This is a genomic window from Chryseobacterium edaphi (assembly GCF_025628985.1).
GTDB classification, from domain to species: Bacteria; Bacteroidota; Bacteroidia; order Flavobacteriales; family Weeksellaceae; genus Chryseobacterium; species Chryseobacterium edaphi.
In genome coordinates this window covers 274,248-290,699 of the sequence record NZ_JAOTEM010000005.1, presented here as the reverse complement: position 1 = coordinate 290,699, position 16,452 = coordinate 274,248, and the positions used below count along the sequence as shown (strand labels likewise).

Annotated in this window: 18 protein-coding genes; 10 read left to right on the top strand and 8 right to left on the bottom strand. The window is 34.6% G+C overall.

Annotation, left to right across the window (positions count from 1 at the left end):
- Window positions 1-6 precede the first annotated feature (6 nt).
- Window positions 7-447: a hypothetical protein gene (locus NZ698_RS17675; RefSeq protein WP_263004570.1), complete on the top strand. Its 441-nt coding sequence runs from the start codon at window positions 7-9 to the stop codon at window positions 445-447.
- Window positions 448-449: 2 nt separating this feature from the next.
- Window positions 450-1,787, top strand: a complete 1,338-nt coding sequence (locus NZ698_RS17670) for a UDP-N-acetylmuramate--L-alanine ligase (protein WP_263004569.1) — start codon at window positions 450-452, stop codon at window positions 1,785-1,787.
- Between the two features lie 71 nt (window positions 1,788-1,858).
- Here the strand turns inward: NZ698_RS17670 and NZ698_RS17665 are convergent, their stop codons facing one another.
- The 4 genes from NZ698_RS17665 to NZ698_RS17650 all read right to left on the bottom strand — a co-directional run bounded on the left by NZ698_RS17665 (window position 1,859) and on the right by NZ698_RS17650 (window position 5,206).
- Window positions 1,859-2,914, bottom strand: coding sequence for an NAD(P)H-dependent flavin oxidoreductase (locus NZ698_RS17665; protein WP_263004568.1), 1,056 nt, complete (start codon window positions 2,912-2,914; stop codon window positions 1,859-1,861).
- Window positions 2,915-2,930: 16 nt separating this feature from the next.
- Window positions 2,931-3,347 carry a hypothetical protein gene (locus tag NZ698_RS17660; protein WP_263004567.1) on the bottom strand — a complete coding sequence of 139 codons (417 nt, stop codon included), beginning with the start codon at window positions 3,345-3,347 and terminating at the stop codon, window positions 2,931-2,933.
- 2 nt (window positions 3,348-3,349) lie between these two features.
- A complete protein-coding gene (locus NZ698_RS17655; protein ID WP_263004566.1) occupies window positions 3,350-4,225 on the bottom strand; it encodes an aldo/keto reductase in 876 nt (291 codons plus the stop codon).
- A 75-nt stretch (window positions 4,226-4,300) separates the two neighbouring features.
- Entirely contained in the window at window positions 4,301-5,206 is a 906-nt protein-coding gene (locus NZ698_RS17650; protein ID WP_263004565.1) for a LysR family transcriptional regulator, read from the bottom strand.
- A gap of 231 nt (window positions 5,207-5,437) precedes the next feature.
- On the opposite strand from NZ698_RS17650, the gene NZ698_RS17645 reads away from it, so the two are divergent.
- The 3 genes from NZ698_RS17645 to NZ698_RS17635 are packed head-to-tail and all read left to right on the top strand — an operon-like array spanning window position 5,438 to window position 6,902.
- A complete protein-coding gene (locus tag NZ698_RS17645) occupies window positions 5,438-6,052 on the top strand; it encodes an NAD(P)H-dependent oxidoreductase (protein ID WP_263004564.1) in 615 nt (204 codons plus the stop codon).
- Window positions 6,052-6,339 (top strand): putative quinol monooxygenase, encoded by a 288-nt coding sequence (locus tag NZ698_RS17640; protein WP_263004563.1) that lies wholly within the window; start codon window positions 6,052-6,054, stop codon window positions 6,337-6,339. The genes NZ698_RS17645 and NZ698_RS17640 overlap by 1 nt, the downstream gene beginning before the upstream one ends.
- Window positions 6,340-6,398: 59 nt before the next feature.
- Complete coding sequence (locus NZ698_RS17635) at window positions 6,399-6,902, top strand: PPC domain-containing DNA-binding protein (protein ID WP_263004562.1); 504 nt, start codon at window positions 6,399-6,401, stop codon at window positions 6,900-6,902.
- Window positions 6,903-6,958: 56 nt separating this feature from the next.
- Here the strand turns inward: NZ698_RS17635 and NZ698_RS17630 are convergent, their stop codons facing one another.
- Both NZ698_RS17630 and NZ698_RS17625 read right to left on the bottom strand, forming a co-directional pair.
- A complete protein-coding gene (locus tag NZ698_RS17630) occupies window positions 6,959-7,402 on the bottom strand; it encodes a carboxymuconolactone decarboxylase family protein (RefSeq protein WP_263004561.1) in 444 nt (147 codons plus the stop codon).
- Between the two features lie 66 nt (window positions 7,403-7,468).
- Window positions 7,469-8,041: a Crp/Fnr family transcriptional regulator gene (locus NZ698_RS17625; RefSeq protein WP_263004560.1), complete on the bottom strand. Its 573-nt coding sequence runs from the start codon at window positions 8,039-8,041 to the stop codon at window positions 7,469-7,471.
- 65 nt (window positions 8,042-8,106) lie between these two features.
- Between NZ698_RS17625 and NZ698_RS17620 the strand changes: the two genes are divergently transcribed.
- Window positions 8,107-8,472, top strand: a complete 366-nt coding sequence (locus NZ698_RS17620) for a DUF1304 domain-containing protein (protein ID WP_263004592.1) — start codon at window positions 8,107-8,109, stop codon at window positions 8,470-8,472.
- A gap of 138 nt (window positions 8,473-8,610) precedes the next feature.
- Here NZ698_RS17620 and NZ698_RS17615 read toward each other — a convergent pair whose 3' ends face one another.
- Together NZ698_RS17615 and NZ698_RS17610 are read right to left on the bottom strand one after the other, a co-directional pair.
- Entirely contained in the window at window positions 8,611-9,018 is a 408-nt protein-coding gene (locus NZ698_RS17615) for a thioredoxin fold domain-containing protein (RefSeq protein ID WP_263004559.1), read from the bottom strand.
- Between the two features lie 281 nt (window positions 9,019-9,299).
- A complete protein-coding gene (locus NZ698_RS17610) occupies window positions 9,300-11,372 on the bottom strand; it encodes a TonB-dependent receptor plug domain-containing protein (RefSeq protein ID WP_263004558.1) in 2,073 nt (690 codons plus the stop codon).
- Between the two features lie 123 nt (window positions 11,373-11,495).
- Here NZ698_RS17610 and NZ698_RS17605 point away from each other — a divergent pair, with 123 nt between their 5' ends.
- The 4 genes from NZ698_RS17605 to hppD all read left to right on the top strand — a co-directional run bounded on the left by NZ698_RS17605 (window position 11,496) and on the right by hppD (window position 16,413).
- Window positions 11,496-12,683 carry a homogentisate 1,2-dioxygenase gene (locus tag NZ698_RS17605; protein ID WP_263004557.1) on the top strand — a complete coding sequence of 396 codons (1,188 nt, stop codon included), beginning with the start codon at window positions 11,496-11,498 and terminating at the stop codon, window positions 12,681-12,683.
- A 185-nt stretch (window positions 12,684-12,868) separates the two neighbouring features.
- Window positions 12,869-14,143, top strand: coding sequence for an acetyl-CoA hydrolase/transferase family protein (locus NZ698_RS17600; RefSeq protein ID WP_263004556.1), 1,275 nt, complete (start codon window positions 12,869-12,871; stop codon window positions 14,141-14,143).
- A gap of 127 nt (window positions 14,144-14,270) precedes the next feature.
- Entirely contained in the window at window positions 14,271-15,053 is a 783-nt protein-coding gene (locus NZ698_RS17595; RefSeq protein WP_263004555.1) for a hypothetical protein, read from the top strand.
- 229 nt (window positions 15,054-15,282) lie between these two features.
- Complete coding sequence (hppD, locus tag NZ698_RS17590) at window positions 15,283-16,413, top strand: 4-hydroxyphenylpyruvate dioxygenase (RefSeq protein ID WP_263004554.1); 1,131 nt, start codon at window positions 15,283-15,285, stop codon at window positions 16,411-16,413.
- Window positions 16,414-16,452 lie beyond the last annotated feature (39 nt).

Below are 16,452 nucleotides of genomic sequence, written 5' to 3'. Positions count from 1 at the left end.
GTCATTATGAAAAAATTAATAGCAATATTATTTGCCATTATGATTATTGTTTCTTGCAACAGCCAGAAAGTCTATTCAGATTTTGATATCAGTTATTCAAAAAGTGGAGGCTATGCACCGATCTACGAGAATCTTTTAATCAAAGGTAATGACGTACATTATTCTTTCGAAGGTCAGGAAAAGAAAATAAAAACTAATTTTAAACTTACTGCCGAAGAAATTCAGAATTTAAATCAGATTCTGACCCAGAATAACTTCAGACATATCGCAGAAGATCACAAAAAAGTATACGACCGCGTTGCAGTCTCTATCAACGTAAAAAATGGTGAAAACAGTGCCAACAAAACAGATGCAGGTATGATCATGCCTCAGTATAAGAAAAACTGGGATCAAGTTGTCGATGCTTTTCAGCAAATCATCAGTAAAAACGTAAAAAACTCTCAATAAATTTGAAAACCCATTTCATTGCTATCGGCGGAAGCGCCATGCACAATCTTGCTATTGCGTTAAAAGATAAAGGATATGAAGTTTCAGGCTCAGATGATGCCATTTTTGAACCTTCAAAATCAAGACTTGCCAAAAAAGAAATTCTTCCCGAAGAATTGGGGTGGTTTCCTGAAAAAATAACTTCAGACATTGATGCTATAATTCTCGGAATGCACGCTCATCAGGACAACCCTGAATTGGCAAAAGCAAAAGAATTAGGTTTAAAAATATATTCTTACCCTGAATTTCTCTACGAACAGTCAAAAACTAAAACAAGAGTTGTCATCGCAGGTTCTCACGGAAAAACGACGATCACCTCAATGATTCTTCACGTTCTGAATTTTCATCAGAAAGATGTTGATTATATGGTGGGAGCACAGCTTGCAGGTTTTGACTGTATGGTAAAACTGACCGAAGACAGCGATTTTATGGTGTTGGAAGGTGACGAATACCTTTCCTCTCCTATCGATCTGCGTTCAAAATTTTTATTGTACCAACCGAATATCGCTTTAATGAGCGGAATTGCATGGGATCACATCAATGTTTTTAAAACTTTTGATGATTATATTGAGCAGTTCAGAAAATTTGTTGCCAGTATTACTCCAGGCGGAGTTTTGGTTTATAATGAAGAAGATTCTGAAGTCGTAAAAGTGGTGGAAAATGCTGAAAATTATTTCAGAAAAATCCCATACAAAACTCCTGAATACGAAATCGTAAACGGAAAAGTTCACTTAAAAACCGAAATGGGAGATATTCCGCTTTCTGTTTTTGGAGCGCATAACTTGTTGAATCTTGAAGGAGCAAGACATATCTGTCACACTTTGGGAATCATGGATGAAGATTTTTATGACGCAATCATGAGTTTTAAAGGCGCTTCAAAACGTCTTGAAAAAGTAGAAAGAGAAGATAAAGGAATTCTTTATAAAGATTTCGCGCACGCTCCAAGCAAAGTCAAAGCTGTGGTAAAAGCTTTCTGTGAGCAATTTAAAAATGAAAAAAAATACGGTTTTCTTGAATTACACACTTATTCAAGTTTAAATCCTGTATTTTTGGAACAATACGACCACGCAATGGATGGTTTGGATGAAGCCATTGTTTTCTATTCTGAAGATGCTTTAAAGATTAAAAGAATGGAACCAATTTCACCTGAATTGATCAAAGAAATGTTTAAAAATGAAAATCTAAAAGTTTTCACGAATGCAGAAGAACTTCATGCTTACTGGGATTTACTAGATAAAACTCAGGGAGTTTATATGATGATGAGTTCGGGCAATTTTGGTGGTTTGGATCTGACGAGATAAGTAATTGGCTTAAAAATTTTTTTTAGATTAAGAACAAAAAAATCCTTTCTATTTGAAAGGATTTTTGCTTTTTATTGACAGTCTACAATCAACTTATTCAAAATTTCTTCTGTGGAAAGTTCACTATAATTATGCAGCGATTGTCCAGCCCAAATATTGACAAAATCAGCATTTTCCAGAGCTCTTGCAATCTTTCGCAACTCATTGGTCAGTTTATTCTGATAAGGATAAGGCAAAATATATTCAGAATTGTCAATTGTTTTTATGAATTTATTCTGAACTCCTCTTGCGTAGCGTCCCGAAAAACTTTTGGTTAAAACAATATCTTTTTCATTTGCATTTTTAAGAAATTCTTTTTCAAACGGTCGCAAAGCACTTTCCTGGGATGCCAACAAAATACTTCCTACCTGAAAACCATGTGCTCCCAATTCTTTTGAGGCTTTTAAAGTTTCTGCATTATAAATTCCTCCTGCATAAATCAACGGAACTTGCATAGATTCATAAACCTGTGACAGTAATGACAAACCGCCAATCTGCGGAATATTTTCTGCCTCAAAACTTCCCCGGTGACCTCCAGCTTCAATTCCCTGAACACAAATGATGTCAATTCCTGATTTTTCGAGAACTAAAGCTTCCTCAACTGAAGTGCAAGTTCCGATCATTGTAACTCCGTTTTGTTTTAATTTTTGAATGCTTTTATCATCAAGATTTCCAAACGTAAAACTCAGAATTTTGCAGTTTTCATCAACGATTGCATCGATTTGTTCGTGATAAGAATTTAATTTGATTTCTTCAAGACTCGGAAGACTGACTTCAATATTATTTTCTCTGGCAAGTTGTTCAATAAATTGTTTTGTTTCAATAAATTTCAACTTCAAAGAATCTGTAATTTCCGGAATTTGGTGAACAAATATATTAGCGGCAAAAGGTTTATCTGTCAGTTTTTTTGTCTCTCGAATCAGTTGAATTGACTTTTCCGCTGAAAGATCTGCCAAAGCTAAAGATCCCAAACAATCCGCTTTATTTGCTGATGCTACCATTTCGGGCGTGCTCACTCCAAACATCGGAGCCTGAATGATGGGATATTTTATGTTGAGTTTTTTACTAATGCTATTTAGTGAAAACATTCTAAAAATTTTTTAATTAATTTTCTTCTATAATTTCAGTTTGGGAAACCCAAAAATGCTTAATCTCTAAATTGCGAAGGTATGGAGTCAAATTTCCTATTGATCTTATTATATCATCATCATTTGGATGAGCAATAGCAAACTTAGAATTCGGGTTCAAATGTTTATCGGATAAAATCTTAACAATGGCTTTACCAAAATGCGTTTTTATTTGCCCGCTGTTGAAGTATTCTCTTCTCTTAGTTGGAGAATTATCATCTGCTCTGGCTCCTTTTACCTCAATACAAAATTTTTCGTCATGTTTTATTGCAACAATGTCACATCCTCTCGTTTGACCTAAACAATAACTTTCAATAATCCAACCTTTATGTTTTAAATGTTCAATCAATAACAATATTGTTTCATTTTCAGTAAGTTTTAAAGCTTTTTCCATGTTTAAATATCCGCAACAGAATTCAGCATTTTTTCTTCCCAAGCCGGATCTTTCGGATCAAAAAATAATCTTTTTCCGGTGTCCAGAGAACGAACAACATTCATTTCTTCTTCTGATAATTCAAAATCAAAAACATTGAAATTCTCTTCAATTCTTGATGGTGTCACCGATTTTGGAATCACGCAAAAGCCTTCCTGCAAATGCCATCTCAGAATTACCTGAGCAACAGTTTTGTTATATTTCTCTGCAATATTTTTTAAATCCTGATTGTCTAAAAGTCCTGCATTTCCGTTTCCAAGCGGGCTCCATGGTTGCGTTACAATATTATTTTCTCTGTCATACACCTGAAGTTCTTTTTGCTGGAATAGCGGATGCAATTCAATTTGATTAATCACAGGAAGTACCGTTGAATTTGCTTTTAATTCTTCCAATTTTTCAACTGTAAAATTACAAACACCAATTGCTTTGATTTTCCCTTCGTGATAAAGCTCTTCCAATGCTTTCCAGGCTCCCAGAAAATCTCCAAAAGGCCAATGAATAAGATACATATCTAAATAATCAAGCTGTAATCTGTCAAGAGTTCTCTGGAAAGCACTTTTTGACTCTTCATAACCATGACTCTGAACCCAAAGTTTTGAAGTGATAAACAGATCATCTCTGTTTACGCCACTGTTTTTTATTGCATTTCCAACTGCAGTTTCATTTTGGTAAATCGATGCCGTATCAATCATTCTGTAACCCGTTTCGATTGCTTTGATGACCGCATTTTCACACTCTTTCAAATCTTCCATTTGCCATACTCCGAAACCTAAAGCCGGAATACCAACTCCGTTGTTTAACGTAATTACAGGCTGTCCTGTATATGTTTTTTGCTGCATAATTGCTTGTTTTTAATTTTAAAATATTATTTGAAAATTCCTAATTCCTAATTCCTAATTCCTAATTCCTAATTCCTAATTAATTTTCCCCATGATCTGCCTGAACAAACCTTTGATATGGTCAATTTCCTGTTGGTACATTGTTTTTTTTCTACAACCAAAATACAATGTGTTTTCCAGTTTTTTATCACCTTCCCAGATCATTTTTACCTCCCCACTTTCAATTTCACTTTTACATAAAAAATCAGGAATTACGGCCAATCCGGTTCCTCCTTTCAGACATCGAATAATTGAATTTAAATTCGGAACAATATAGTTCGGACGGAAGTTTGGCTTATGACCGAAATTTAGAATCCAGAACTGAAAAAGGTGTTCCATATCGCCTGTCGTTCCGTACCATTTTTCCTGTTTCAACCATTCTTCAGCGTGTTCAATTCCTTTTGAATCTAAAGTTTCTCTGAAACTTTCTGTATCAACATTTTTTCCGCCCACTAAAATAATCTGTTCAGAAGAAAATGCTTCATGTAAAATATTGGGTGAAGTTCCTTTTTTCGGAGTGATAATTAAATCTAAAATTCCTTTATCCAATTGATCCAGCATTTCCGGATATTCGCCGAAACTGATAATCAGATTAAAAGGCAATGTAGAAACATATTGTTCCAAAGTTGTCTGGAAAGTCTCAAAACACATTCCCACACTGATTGTCGGAGTATGTTTTTCTGTTGACTTCTGAAAGTTTTTTTCCACATCTTCCAATCTTGTCAATGGATCAGAAACTGCATTAAATAAAACCTTCCCTCTTTCAGTTGGAATCATTTTTCTTCCTGTTCTGTCAAACAATTTATAGCCTACATAAGCTTCCAAAGAACTTAGATGCAAACTTACTCCAGGTTGTGAGATGAACAGAGATTCTGCCGCTCCCGTCAATGTTCCTGTCTTATAGATCGCTTTAAAGGTTCGGTACCATTCTAAATTTACCATAATTTGAGTGTGAATTGTGAATTAGCTTTGCACTTAATTGTCAAATTAGATTGATCTGTCTGCCAAGTGAATTTTGTTTGCCAATTTCTTCCGACAAAGTTAGTGGGAAGTTTTTGAAAATTGACATTTTTTATATCATAATTATAATACTAAACTATAATTTATATGATTTTTATTATAGATCAATCACTCATAACTTTGCATCATAAAATTTAAACAATCATTACAACAATGAAAAAAGTATTAATCATTAACGGCGGACAAAACTTCGGACATTCCGGAGGGAAATATAATCAGACGATTGCAGACAACACTTTACAAGTCTTAAATGAATTTGAAAATGTAGAAATAAAAATCTCAAATATCAACGAAGGCTATGATGAAAACGAGGAAGTTCAAAAGTTCGTCTGGGCAGATTTTATCATTTATCACACCCCAATTTGGTGGTTTCAGTTGCCGAACGGTTTCAAAAAATATATTGACGAAGTTTTCACGGCAGGTCACGCAAAAGGAATTTATATGAGCGACGGCAGAACTTCAGACAATCCACAGATCAATTATGGAACTGGCGGAATGCTTGGCGGAAGAAAATATATGGTCACCACAAGCTGGAATGCACCCGAAACCGCTTTCACACTTCCCGGAGAATTTTTCAACGAAACAAGTGTTGATAACGGACCTCTTTTCGGTTTTCATAGAATGAATGCTTTCGTTTCTTTAGAAAAAATGGAGAGTTTTCACTTTCACGATGTGGAAAAAAATGCAAATATTGATCGCGACATGACCATTTACAGAGATCATTTGAAAACAGTTTTCGAAAAAGAATTAAAACCCCAATTAGTCTAATGAAAATTTACTTAACCGCAATTATCAAAGCCAAAGAAGAACACAGAACAGAAGTTTTAGAGGTTCTCCAAAATATGGTTATAAAAACTCAAAAAGAAGAAGCCAACGAATTATACTCGCTTCATCAGGGAATTGAAGATAAAAATCTTTTCACTTTCTACGAAATCTGGAAGAGCGAAGAAGGTTTGGCTGGACACAATCAACAATCTTACATTCAGGATTTCGGAAAGTTAATTGATGAAAAACTGCAGGAAAAACCGCAGATTTACTTAACTGAAATTATTTAAATTTTGGTAAAAAACTCTTTTGGTGCAGATTTTTCATCATTAAAATTAAATTTTTACCAATGAAAAAACTTTCAATTTTATTATTCACATTTTTTATGCTGATCCTATTTCCAGCACAGGAAAAAGAAATTTGCAGATATACCAAAACTCCGACCGGATTTTTGATGGTACTTCGGGAAGGAGATGATGTAGTTTCAAGCATCGAAAATCTTGTAAAGACAGAAAATATTCCTTCAGCAAGTTTCACAGGAATTGGTTTTGCATCAGACGTTACTTTCGGATTTTATGATTTTAATGCAAAAAAATTCAATCCTAAAACTTTTAAAAAAGTCGAAATGGGAAGTCTCACCGGATCAATAGCGTGGAATGAAAAAGGTCCATCAATTCATATACACGGAGTTGCAACAGATGACAAATTCAATGCTTTCGGCGGACATATTTTATCACTTCACGTCGGTACCGGTTCGATGGAAATTTATGTGACTTTAATCGATAAAAAACTGGAACGAAAAATCGAACAGCCTTTAAATGCAAATGTTTTGCAGCTGAATTGCCAACAATAAATATTTAAATAAAAATAGCTTTTCAATATTCGAAAAGCTATTTTTTTAAGAAAATTCTAATTTTTAGGAACTTGCAGATGCGTGCTGATCGCAATTCTGTTCCACATATTAATCGTAATAACGGCCATGATAATACTTCTGATCTGTTCTTCATTAAAATACTGACTCGCTTTTTCGTACGTTTGTTCAGTGAGTCCTTTTTGGCTGATCATTGTAATTTCTTCAGTCATTGCCAAAATTATTTTTTCTTCTTCAGTAAAAAGATCAGTTTCTTTCCATGCATTCAGGAGGAAGAGTCTTTGTGCTGTTTCACCATACTTTAATGCATCTTTTGTATGCATATCGAGACAGAAAGCGCAGCCATTGATTTGTGATGCTCTAGTCTTGATCAGTTCTTTCTGGATATTACTTAATGAAGCTGTTTGTAAAGTCATTTCTAAATTCATCATTGCTTTGTAAGATTCTGAATTGGCGTTTAAAATTTTGATACGTGTACTCATTTTGTCTGCTTTAAAAATTTATAGTACAAATGTCTTCTTTAAAAACCGTGAAAATCTTAAACTGGTTTAAGAACGTAATTTAGATCTGATTTCGCTCAGATATTCCGGCGTGAAACCTAAAAATGAAGCCAATAAATATTGTGGAATTCTCTGAATAAACCAGGGATAAAGCGTACTGAAGTGAATATAATATTCTTCTTTGTTCATCTCATAAAGATAACGGATTCTCTTTTCGGCAGCAGCATAAGCTCTTTGATAGACCATTCTGAAATAACGTTCCATCATCGGATGTTTTTCCAGTAAACGTTCCTGAGACTGAAAATCGATGATTACAATTGTCCCATTTTCAACCGCCTGAATATTAAACTGCGATTTCACCTGCTGCTCAAATGCAAAATTATCAGCCAACCACCAGTTTTCGATGGCAAATTCTGTCGTTTGCTCTACTCCTTTTTCGTTGACGAAAAACTTTCTGAGACAACCTTTCAAAACAAAATATTTGAATTTACAAAGTTCGCCTTCCTGCATCAGATTCTCTTTTTTCTTCACTTCCAGAACCTGAAAGAAAGAAAATATCGAAGTAAATTCTTCCTCGTTGATCTTAATGAATTTATCTAAATGCACTTTGAAAGTTTCCATTTTTGAAATTATGTGATCAAACTTAACTTTATTTTTTTAGTTTTACAATGAGAAAAACATTAATCATGGAAATCGTTTCAAAAATTATCATCGCATTAGTCGCAATAGAACACCTCTACATTCTCTGGATGGAAATGTTTGCGTGGGAAACCAAAGGAAAAGAAGTTTTCAAAAAAGCTTTACCTGCCGAAATGTTTAAACCTACAAAAGGTTTGGCTGCAAATCAGGGATTGTACAATGGTTTTCTTGCAGCCGGATTGATCTGGTCGTTCCTGATTGAAGATCCAAAATGGCAGACGAATGTTGCTTTATTTTTTCTAAGTTGTGTAGCGATTGCGGGAATTTACGGTGGAATTTCAGCGACGAAAAGAATATTTTTTGTTCAGGCTTTGCCAGCGATATTGGGGATTGTGGTGGTTTTGTCGAAGTAAAAATTTCCTCTTTCAAGTCAATAAAGTTTATTATCCAGCAAAAATATTTTAATTAACCGACACACTTTGTCATTCCGTAGGAATCTCAACGTTGCAAAAAGACTTTGCTTAGATTCTTACGGAATGACAAAATTCGTGTTAGAGATTCGTAATTTCATCCAATTTCTCCTTCATTTTTTTAGGTTTAAATTCACCTTCATGATAGTAAACCAAATTCTGATTTTTATCTAAAATAATCCACAACGGATAAACAGGCTGGTTTTTATTCCTCGATAAAGCCAAAGCCAACTCGTGAATTCCCGAATTTCCATTGGGTAAATAATTAAATTCCTTTCCCTGAAAATTGATTTTTTCTTTCGCTTTTTCTGTTTCAAAATTGATCAGATAAAAATTTTCGTTGATCATTTTAATTAAATCTTTGTCTTTTTTCAGTTGAAAAGATTCGATTTTACAAACCGAACACCAATCGGTATACAAATGAATAATAATTGGTTTTTGATTTTGTTTTTCAAAATTTTCAAGCTCGGAAAAAGTGCCTGTTTTCATTTGTGAAAAACAAAATTCCGAAACTAATAGCATTAAAAATATAAAAAATTTCATTGTACAATTTTTATAATCGGATTATAAAACCTAAATGGCTGACAGTAGAGCCTGTTAAACGCAAAGATTTATTTTGAAATTGCAAACTCAAGAGAGCAAAGATGAATCAACAAGTTGATTTGATTAAGCTAGCGCTCCAGCTTCGCGCGGCAAATTTATTTGCCTTTGCATCACTTAAAACTCAGAAATCATTCATTAAGCTTTGCGTCAAAAAAACGCATCAAAAATTACTGTAAATTATATTTCACACCAAAAAAACCTCTGATTCTCTGCATCGGAGCATAACCGTAAGTGGTATCAAAAGTATAATGATTGGGATTATTGATCGGGTCATTCACATTTTTATCAAAAGGATCAAAAGGTCGCATCAAAGGATCATTCGGCGTGAAATTGAATAAATTTTTTATTCCACAATACACTTCAAATCCGGATTTGAAACTTTTTGAAACCTGAATATTCGCCAACGAATAAAACGGAGAATATTCCGGCCGGTAATCATTTGGTAAAACAGGCAATCGCATCGGTCCGTAAAATTGCCCGGTAAAATCAATTGTCAAATTACTTGGAAATTTATACGTCAAACTATAAGTTCCACTCCATTTCGGAGCGTGAAGCTGCTGAACTTTTTCATTTTCACCATCAAATTTCTGATAGACATCAAGATAAGTTACCCCAAAATTGACACTTAAAGGAAAACTGAAGTTATAATCAAGATTTAACGACAAACCTCTTGAAACACCGTAACCCTGCAGATTGTCATAAATGATTTTATCCGGTTCAGAATCAAAATCTCCCACAATTTTATTGCTGAAATAGGTGTAAAAAGCAGAAGCATCGAGATTCATCATTCTTCCACCCACCGGAATTTTCCACATATAATTCAAATTTCCATTGACAGATCTTTCAGGTTTTAAATTTGATTTTATGACCACTTCGCGCGAACCCGTCAAAGCGGCATGATCTTCCGTAAATAAATTCACAACACGGAAACCCGTCCCGAAATTCAACCTTAAAGTATGGTAAGGATTCGGAGAAAACTTCCAAGCAAAACGCGGAGAATGTACAGAATGATGAATCTTATCGTAATCAAATCTATAACCGAGCAACAATGTGTGCTTTTCATTGATTTCCCATTGATCTTGGATAAATGCTCCGAAAATTGGTGATTTCATAGGTTCATTTAACAAACCATCAGAAGACGAAGTTCCTGGAGTGTTGTCATCATAAAATGTTTTTTTGAATGTCGCTCCCAAAATCAAATCGTGATTTCCCAGTTTTTTATCCCAATAGGTTTGTGCAAAAGCTACTTTTTGAGTAGCAGTAAAGGGATTGCTTCCATAAAATGAATTCTGATTATGAAAATTGTAAGAAAACTGTGTAATTACACTTTCTTTCATCGGCCATTGATAAACTCCGAAAGCTTCTACTCTATTGGTGTAAATACTTTCTCCGTAGACTTCATTGCTTCCTCGATAAAATTTATTCCACTGCATTTCACCGCCGAAACGGTCTTCGTACAAATACCTCAACGCAAAACTTGCCAATCGATTTTCTTTTCTCTGAAAATTCCATTTATTGAAAACGGAAATTCTGTTTTGAAGTGCTGCATCCGTGAAATTGTCATTATTCTGATCTATTTTTTCATTAAAATTAAAATAATTAAGACTTAAAATTGAAGCAACATTTTTCCCGAAATTAAATTTTGTGGAAAGATCAAAGTTATTTTCTGCCCAACTTGTAGTCATAAGATCAACGCTTAATTTCGGCGCAGTCAAAGCATTTTTAGTAATAATATTGATTACTCCGCCCATCGCTTCAGAACCGTAAAGAGACGAAGCGGGACCTTTTACTACTTCAATCCTGTCGATCAGACTGTTTGGAATTCCGCTTAAACCATAAACTGTTGAGAGTGAACTTACAATCGGCATTCCGTCTATTAAAATCATGGTATAAGGTCCTTCCAAACCGTTGATGTGAATATCTCCCGTGTTACAAACCGAACAATTCAATTGGGGCTTTACTCCGTTCACCATTGCAATTGCCTCAAAAACATTCGGAGTCGGGTTTTTCTGAAAAAACTTTTGGCTGTAAATCTCAACAGCGACCGGACTTTTCGATTTACTCATTGGCTTTATTGTTCCAGTAATCACCACATCATCAATATCTTTTGTTTTGATTTCTTTTTTATTCTGAATTTTGACAGAATCCATCTTTTTAGATTGATTTAAATCTAAACTGTCCGTTTCCTGAGAGAAACAGTAAGATGATAAAAAGACTACAGAAAATAATATTCGCCTCATGAAATTAAATTGTTAGACAAAACTAACATTTATTTTTAGAACAGCAAAACTTAAATTAAATTTGTTTTTAAATTTCAATTCGTTAAAAAATATTAAATTTGAGATTCCACATATAAAAGTAAAATGAGATATCATCAATCGGGAAATATCCCACCAAAAAGGCATACGATTTTCAAATCTCCGGAAGATAAATTCTACTATGAGCAACTTTTCGGAACGGAAGGTTTTCACGGAATTTCTTCTTTGCTGTACCATATTCATCGCCCGACACAAATCAAATCGATTGGCGAACCTAAAGACGTTTCTCCGAAAATTGCGGTGAGTAAAAATGTGACGCCAAGAATGTTTAAAGGAATGAATGTCACTCCTGAAGATGACTTTATGGATAGCCGAAAGTTTCTGATGGTGAATAATGACCTGAAAATGGGATTGTCGAAACCTAGAAAATCGATGGATTATTTTTACAAAAATGCCGAATGTGACGAGCTTTTATATGTTCACAACGGAAGCGGAATTTTAAAAACTTTTGTAGGTGATCTTGAATTTTCTGTTGGTGATTACATGATTATTCCGAGAGGAACAATTTATCAGGTTGAACTGAATTCCGATGATACTGTTTTCTTTGTAGTGGAAAGTCATTCTCCGATTTATACGCCGAAGCGCTACAGAAACGAATTCGGACAGCTTTTGGAACATTCTCCATTTTGTGAAAGAGACATTATTGCTCCGACTTTTAAAGAACCAAAAGACGAAAAAGGGGAATTTTTGATTAAAGTAAAAAAAGAAAATCAAATTACGGATTTCATCTACGCAACACATCCATTCGATGTTGTAGGTTGGGATGGTTATTTTTATCCTTATAAATTTAATATAAAAAATTTCGAGCCGATTACGGGGAGAATTCACCAGCCGCCACCGGTTCACCAGACTTTTGAGGCGCACAATTTTGTAGTGTGTTCGTTCTGTGCAAGAATGTACGATTATCATCCGATGGCAATTCCTGCACCGTATAATCACTCCAACATCGATTCTGACGAAGTTTTATTTTACACAGAAGGAGATTTTATGAGTCGAAATCATATCGATTTAATGGATTTCACTTTACATCCGGGAGGAATTGTTCACGGACCACATCCCGGAGCGATGGAAAGAAGCATCGGGAAAAAATTTACTGAAGAATATGCGGTAATGGTTGATCCTTTCCGTCCTTTGCAAATTACTGAAGAAGCGATAAAAGTTGAAGATCCATCATATAAAACTTCCTGGCTTGAAGGTGAAGATCATAGTCTGGAAGATCGTTCTCAGGAATAGGTTGATATTTCATTGTTGAACTTTAAATATTTAAAAAAGACTAAATGCATTGTGTTTGGTCTTTTTTCTTTAAAAGATTCTCACAAAACATGACAAATATCTTTACCAAAGAAATTGAATTTAGATTTAATATGAACTATCTTTAGAATATAAAAGTAAATCCAAACTCACCTAAAAATTTCAATATGTACAATTATATTAGTGCAGAAGAAGCTGTATATACCGTTAAAAGTGGAAACCGTGTGTTTTTTCATGGAAGTGCATGTACTCCAAATCATCTAATCGATGAGTTGGCAAGACAATCGCACAGACTGGAAAACGTAGAAATGGTTTCGATAACTCAACAAGGAAATGTAGAAATTGCCAAGCCTGAATACAAAAAGAGTTTTTTCGTCAATTCTTTATTTGTTTCCGGTCCTGTGAGAGATGCTGTAAATTCTGAGGGAGGTGACTATGTGCCTATTTTTTTAAGTGAAATCCCTATTTTGTTCCGTAATAATATTTTGCCACTTGATGTTGCTTTAATCACCGTTTCGCCACCCGACAAACATGGATTTTGCACATTAGGAACTTCGGTTGACGTTGCAAGATCAGCCGTCGATACCGCAAAATTGGTCGTTGCAATCGTCAATCCGTTAATGCCGAGAACGCATGGTGACGGAATGATTCACATCAGTAAAATCAATAAGCTGGTGTGGCATGAAGAAGAACTTCCAACCGTAGATTACGGATCAAAAGTTGGCGACGACGAAATGCTTGTCGGAAAAAATGTAGCCGAGCTGATTGAGGATAAATCTACTTTACAAATGGGAATCGGGACAATTCCTGATGCAGTTTTAAAATGTCTAAGCAATCACAAAGATCTCGGAGTACACACAGAAATGTTGAGCGACGGCGTAATTGATCTTATTCAAAGCGATGTAATTAACAATAAATATAAAGGCTACAACGACAATAAAACCATCACAAGTTTCTGTTTCGGGACAAAAAAATTGTATGATTATGTAGATGACAATACTGTTTTTGCTTTTAAAGACGTGAGTGTTGTGAATTTTCCGATCAATATTATGAGAAACAAAAAGCTTGTTGCGATCAATTCAGCAATAGAAATTGATTTAACAGGACAGGTTTGCGCAGACTCAATAGGAACTCTACAATACAGCGGAATCGGCGGTCAGATGGATTTTATGAGAGGTGCCGCATTGAGCGAAGGCGGAAAACCGATTATTGCGATTACTTCAAGAACGAAACGTGGCGTTTCCAGAATCGTTCCTTTTCTGAAACAGGGAGCCGGAGTTGTTACCACGAGAGGTCATATTCATTGGGTAGTTACAGAATACGGTACTGCATATTTATACGGAAAAAACCTTCGACAGAGAGCTCAGGAATTAATCAGTATTGCACATCCCGATGACAGAGAAATGCTGGAGAGAGCGGCAAATGAAAGATTTAAACTTTAAGAAATTCCTTCTAAAATTCTTTTTAATTTAAAAAAAACTGTATATTTAATAAAATTAGAGAAAACTTAAAAACATCAAAAGTTTATGGCAATATTTTTGCAGAAAATTTTTGTTAAATAACACACACTTGAAGACTATATATAATTCGATAAAAAATGAAGTTGTAAAACATTCCAAAGTAAAAGATTCGGTTTTGGGAAAGGTGCAGGATTGGAAAAGAAGTCATTATATAATTCTTTCGGAAATTATTAAAGATGAACTTGCATCGTCTGAAGAGCTCAAATATGATAAGAGATTTGAACTTGGCAATACGATTTCGCATATTACATTGCAACGTTTTTTTGAAAATGATTATCAGGATAAAACCCACAATGATCTCCGTTTCCTAAAAACTCTTGATAAGATCTGCATTTTTTTAGGCTTCAAAGATCTTAATTCTTACATTCACTTTATCAGAGAAAATGAGATCAATGGAAAAGTAGTCAGCGATGATGTTTTCTCTACAGATATTGTCTATAAATATTGCTCGACTGTTTTTGATCTATATAAAAATTTTCCTGTGCTGAAACTTGAACTGTTTAAAGATTTAGTGTTTGACAATTCACCTTTTCTGGAAAGAGCTTCAGAGTTCAGCAGAGAACTTTGCGAAAGAAAATTCGAATTGGTGACCAAAAACAACCGTTCAAATTTTGAAGTATTTGACATCAATATTGTAACTGATGAGCCGGATAAAAAAATACTTGAAACTCAGGAGTTTTGGAATCTTCTCTTCAAAGTAGGAGAAACGGGTGAAGAACATTTTGTCAATCAGTTGAATACTCAGATTTATTTTATTCGCAAAATTGATAATTCGTGGAAAATTTGGGATAATTACAATCCGGATGCAGGAAGATTAAATATCAAAAAATAAAAGCCGTAATAATTACGGCTTTCTTTGTTTCAACAACTTTCTTTCACCACTTGGGATTTCTTGTACAAATGTAAAAAATCAACCATAAAAACAATAAACTTAAATATACTTAAACGAACTTTAATTTTATTTAAAAATAATGGAATCGTTTGCACAACAATAATGTTTTTAATTATTTACAAGAATTTTGTAATTTGCAACCTATTAAATAAAAGTAAAAATAGAAAATATGTCAACACTTACATTTGCCGAAAAAATTGCTCAGGCTGAGAATTTTTTACCGATCAACGGTACAGATTATATTGAGTTTTATGTAGGAAACGCTAAGCAGGCTGCTCACTATTACAAAACAGCCTTTGGTTTTCAGTCGGTTGCGTATGCAGGTCCGGAAACCGGAGTGAGAGATCGTGCATCTTATGTTCTTCAGCAAGGAAAAATAAGATTAATTCTGACAACAGGTCTTAAATCTGACTCGCCAATCAGCGAACATGTAAAAAAACACGGCGATGGAGTGAAAATTTTGGCACTTTGGGTAGACGACGCATATTCTGCATTTGAAGAAACTACAAAAAGAGGAGGAAAACCTTATTTGGAGCCGGTAACTTTGACAGATGAGTACGGTGAAGTAAAAATGTCCGGAATCTATACTTACGGAGAAACCGTTCATATGTTTATCGAAAGAAAAAACTACACAGGACCTTTCATGCCTGGTTATAAAAAATGGGAAAGCGATTACAAACCCGAAGAAGCTGGATTATTATATGTTGACCATTGCGTAGGAAACGTAGACTGGGACAGAATGATCCCTACTGTTGAATGGTACGAAAAAGTAATGGGATTTGTAAACATTCTATCATTTGATGACAAGCAGATCAACACAGAATATTCTGCACTGATGTCTAAAGTAATGTCAAACGGAAACGGTTTTGCAAAATTCCCGATCAATGAGCCTGCAGAAGGAAAGAAAAAATCTCAGGTCGAAGAATATCTTGATTTCTACGAAGGTGAAGGTGTACAGCATATTGCAGTTGCAACGAAAGACATTATTCATACCGTAACTGAACTAAAAAAACGCGGTGTTGAATTCCTTTCTGCTCCACCAGAAGCTTATTACAACATGGTTCCTGAAAGAGTGGGTCACATCGATGAAGATCTTAAAAAACTTCAGGATTTAGGAATTTTAATCGATCATGATGAGGAAGGTTACTTATTACAAATCTTCACAAAACCTGTTGAAGACCGCCCTACCCTTTTCTTTGAAATCATCGAAAGACACGGTGCTCAAAGTTTCGGAGCAGGTAACTTCAAAGCACTTTTCGAAGCTTTAGAAAGAGAGCAGGAAAAAAGAGGAAATCTTTAATTTTTTAAACCAAATATAGAGTTTTGTCAGGATGCAGAT

Coding starts and splice junctions, on each gene's coding strand:
- NZ698_RS17675 (WP_263004570.1), top strand. CDS start 7: ATGAAAAAATTAATAGCAATATTATTTGCCATTATGATTATTGTTTCT.
- NZ698_RS17665 (WP_263004568.1), bottom strand. CDS start 2,914: ATGTTTTCACTAAATAGCATTAGTAAAAAACTCAACATAAAATATCCC.
- NZ698_RS17660 (WP_263004567.1), bottom strand. CDS start 3,347: ATGGAAAAAGCTTTAAAACTTACTGAAAATGAAACAATATTGTTATTG.
- NZ698_RS17655 (WP_263004566.1), bottom strand. CDS start 4,225: ATGCAGCAAAAAACATATACAGGACAGCCTGTAATTACGTTAAACAAC.
- NZ698_RS17650 (WP_263004565.1), bottom strand. CDS start 5,206: ATGGTAAATTTAGAATGGTACCGAACCTTTAAAGCGATCTATAAGACA.
- NZ698_RS17645 (WP_263004564.1), top strand. CDS start 5,438: ATGAAAAAAGTATTAATCATTAACGGCGGACAAAACTTCGGACATTCC.
- NZ698_RS17640 (WP_263004563.1), top strand. CDS start 6,052: ATGAAAATTTACTTAACCGCAATTATCAAAGCCAAAGAAGAACACAGA.
- NZ698_RS17635 (WP_263004562.1), top strand. CDS start 6,399: ATGAAAAAACTTTCAATTTTATTATTCACATTTTTTATGCTGATCCTA.
- NZ698_RS17630 (WP_263004561.1), bottom strand. CDS start 7,402: ATGAGTACACGTATCAAAATTTTAAACGCCAATTCAGAATCTTACAAA.
- NZ698_RS17625 (WP_263004560.1), bottom strand. CDS start 8,041: ATGGAAACTTTCAAAGTGCATTTAGATAAATTCATTAAGATCAACGAG.
- NZ698_RS17620 (WP_263004592.1), top strand. CDS start 8,107: ATGGAAATCGTTTCAAAAATTATCATCGCATTAGTCGCAATAGAACAC.
- NZ698_RS17615 (WP_263004559.1), bottom strand. CDS start 9,018: ATGAAAACAGGCACTTTTTCCGAGCTTGAAAATTTTGAAAAACAAAAT.
- NZ698_RS17610 (WP_263004558.1), bottom strand. CDS start 11,372: ATGAGGCGAATATTATTTTCTGTAGTCTTTTTATCATCTTACTGTTTC.
- NZ698_RS17605 (WP_263004557.1), top strand. CDS start 11,496: ATGAGATATCATCAATCGGGAAATATCCCACCAAAAAGGCATACGATT.
- NZ698_RS17600 (WP_263004556.1), top strand. CDS start 12,869: ATGTACAATTATATTAGTGCAGAAGAAGCTGTATATACCGTTAAAAGT.
- hppD (WP_263004554.1), top strand. CDS start 15,283: ATGTCAACACTTACATTTGCCGAAAAAATTGCTCAGGCTGAGAATTTT.